1 protein-coding gene is annotated in these 3,342 nt (G+C 62.4%); it reads left to right on the top strand.

What is annotated here, in order from left to right:
* A partial coding sequence (gene smc / locus JNL55_RS13360) for a chromosome segregation protein SMC (protein ID WP_293853704.1) occupies positions 1-3,342 on the top strand: 3,342 nt, incomplete at both ends.

Below are 3,342 nucleotides of genomic sequence, written 5' to 3'. Positions count from 1 at the left end.
AAGTCCTTCGTGGACCCGACCGCGGTGAACTTCCCAGGTAATTTGACCGGCGTGGTCGGTCCGAACGGTTGCGGCAAGTCCAACATCATCGACGCCGTCCGCTGGGTCATGGGCGAGATTTCGGCCAAGCATTTGCGCGGCGACTCGATGGCGGACGTGGTGTTCAACGGCTCCAGCTCGCGCAAGCCCGTGGGTACCGCCTCGGTGGAGCTGGTGTTCGACAATTCTGACGGCAAGCTGGCCGGCCAGTTCGCCAACTTCAATGAGGTGTCGCTGAAGCGCGTGGTGTCCCGCGATGGCACCTCGGCTTACTTCCTCAACGGCGCACGCTGCCGTCGTAAAGACATCACGCAGCTGTTCCTGGGCACCGGCCTGGGTTCGCGTAGCTACGCCATCATCGAGCAGGGCATGATCGGCCGCGTCATCGAGGCGCGTCCCGAGGAACTGCGCGGCTTCATCGAAGAGGCGGCCGGCATCTCCAAGTACAAGGAGCGTCGCCGCGAGACGGCCAATCGCATCTCCGCCACCAAGGAGAACCTGGAGCGCCTCAACGACGTCCGCGAGGAAGTCGAGAAGCAGTTGCGCCACTTGCAGCGCCAGGCAGCCACTGCCCGTCGCTATCAGACCCTGAAACAGGACGAGCGCAAGCTCACCGCCGAGCTGATCGCCCTGCGCCTGAAGGCCATCGAAACCGATTCGGAGGCCAAAGAAAGCATTCTGCGCGAACGCGATACGGCCATGCAGGCCTTGATCGCCGAGTTGCGCGCCATCGAGTCGACCATCGAAAGCTCGCGTGAGGATTTCACCGAGAAGTCCGAAGCGTTGAACACGGTGCAGGGCCGCTACTACCAGATCGGTTCCGAGATCTCGCGTGCCGAGCAGTCGATCCAGCACAACCGCGAGCTGCGCCAGCGCCAGCGTCAGGATCTGGAACAGACCGAAGACAGCGCCACCGAAGCCAGCACCCACCTGGCCCGTGACCAGAATCAGATCGACGAGTTTCGTAGCGAGCTCGAGCAGCTGGAGCCGGGGCTGGAAGCGGCCCAGGAGCGTCAACTCGCGTCCGCCGATGCGTTGTCGCAGGCCGAAGAGGCCATGCAGGCCTGGCAGGAGCGCTGGGAGGACTTCAATCGCGACTCACGGGCCGCCAGCGAGAAGACCCAGGTCGAGCGCGTGCGTATCGAGCAGTTGGAGCAGCAGCTCAGCGGACTGCAGTCGCGCCGCGAACGCTTGAACTCCGAGCTGAGCCAGCTCGACATGGGCGACTCCGCTGAACGGATCGCCATGCTCGAAGCGCAGCAGGAAGATGCCGCGGCTCAAGGCGAGAACGCGGCCACCCAGCTGCGTGACACGACGGAAGAGCTGCAACGCTTGCGTGAGCGCGAGCGGGAATTGGTCAGCGCCGACGACAACGGCCGTAAACAGCTGCAAGAAGCGCAGGGCAAGTTGATGTCGTTGCAAGCTTTGCAACAGGCCGCGTTGGGCCTGGCGCAAGGCAAGGTTACCGAATGGCTGACGTCCAACTCGCTCGCTGAGCGGCCGCGTCTCGGTCAGCAACTGGTGGTGGAGCAGGGTTGGGAGCGCGCCGTGGAAACGGTGCTCGGCTCGTACCTGGAAGCGGTGTCAGTCGACACCCTCGACGACATCGCGCAGCGGATCGATTCGCTGCAAGTCGGTGCCGTATCGTTCTTCTCTGCCGGTGCCAGCAGCTCCCACAGTGGCGATGGCAACAGCTTGTTGTCTCGCGTGCAGGGCCCGTCCGCGATCTCGGCATTGCTCACTGGCATCGTTGCCGTCGACTCGCTGCCGGAAGCGCTGGAGCGTCGTCACTCACTCGCCGACGGTCAGTCGATCATTACCCGCGATGGCGTGTGGATCGGCCGTGACTGGTTGCGTGTCAGCCGTGACAAAGATGTGCACGCCGGCGTCATCGAGCGTGAAAAGGAAATGGGCGGGCTGCGTGACCGCGTCAGTGCGGCCGAAGAGCAGCGCGAATCCATTCAGACGCAGCTGGCCGAATCCCGCGAGGGCATCGGTTCGCTCGAACAACGCCGCGACCAATTGCAGGGCGAGGTGAATCGTCTGCATCGCTCGCACAGCGAGTTCACTTCGCAAGTGACCGCGTTGCGCGCCAAAGCCGAACAGACCGCCGAGCGTTTGCGCCGAGTCACCGGCGAAATCGAAGAATTGGATAGCGACTACGGCAACCGGACCGAAACCGTCGCCGAAGCGCGTGGCCGCCTGCAGGAAGGCGTCGAAGCGATGGCGCAGTTCGAAGATCAGCGCGTCGATCTCGAACTGCAACGTGACGAACGCCGTCAGGACTTGAGCCACAAACGTTCACAGGCCCAGCAGGATCGCGATGGCGCACAGCAAGTGGCCATCAAAGTGGAGTCGCGCCGCTCGGCGTTGTCGTCCATCACCGCCGGCTTGGATCGTCTGCGAAATCAGTTGGACCAGTTACAACAGCGTCGCGAACGTTTGATTGCACAACTCAGCGAAGGCGAAGCGCCTTTGAATGCTCTGGAAGAGCAGCTGGAAGCGATGCTCGAACAGCGCGTCGAAGTCGAACAGGAGTTGGCGGTGGCGCGCCAGGCATTGGAAACCGCCGAGCATCTGATGCGCACGATGGATCAGCAGCGCATGGATCGCGAGCACGCCATCGAAGAAGCGCGCAACGGCCTCGAAGACATTCGTATGAATGCGCAGGGCTTGAAGGTGCGTCGCGAGACCTTGCAGGAACAGTTCGCGGGCACGCAGCTCGATCTGACCATCGTGTATCAAGAGATGGCGCCGGAAGCCACCGTGGCGACCTGGGAAGAAACCTTGGAAGAGACGTCCGACAAGATCTCACGACTGGGTGCGGTCAACCTCGCGGCCATCGAGGAGTTCCAGGAACAGTCGCAGCGTAAGGAATATCTGGATAGCCAGTTCAAGGATCTGACCGACGCGTTGGAGACCTTGGAAACCGCTATCCAAAAGATCGACAAGGAAACGCGCCAGCGCTTCCAGGATACTTTCGATCGGGTCAATGCCGGTTTGAAGGAACGCTTCCCGCGCCTGTTCGGCGGCGGTCATGCGTACCTGGAGCTGGCCGGCGAGGACATTCTGAACGCCGGCGTGTCGATCATGGCGCGCCCGCCGGGCAAGCGAAACAGCACCATCAATCAGCTGTCGGGCGGCGAAAAGGCGCTGACCGCAGTGGCCTTGGTGTTCTCGATTTTCGAATTGAATCCGGCCCCGTTCTGTTTGCTGGACGAGGTGGACGCGCCGCTCGACGAAGCCAACGTCGGCCGCTTCTGCAACACCGTCAAGGAAATGTCCGAGCGCGTGCAGTTCATT

This window comes from Steroidobacter sp., assembly GCF_016790065.1.
Classification (GTDB): Bacteria; Pseudomonadota; Gammaproteobacteria; order Steroidobacterales; family Steroidobacteraceae; genus Steroidobacter.
The sequence above is the reverse complement of the archived record's forward strand: the minus strand, read 5'-3'. Positions and strand labels throughout refer to the sequence as shown.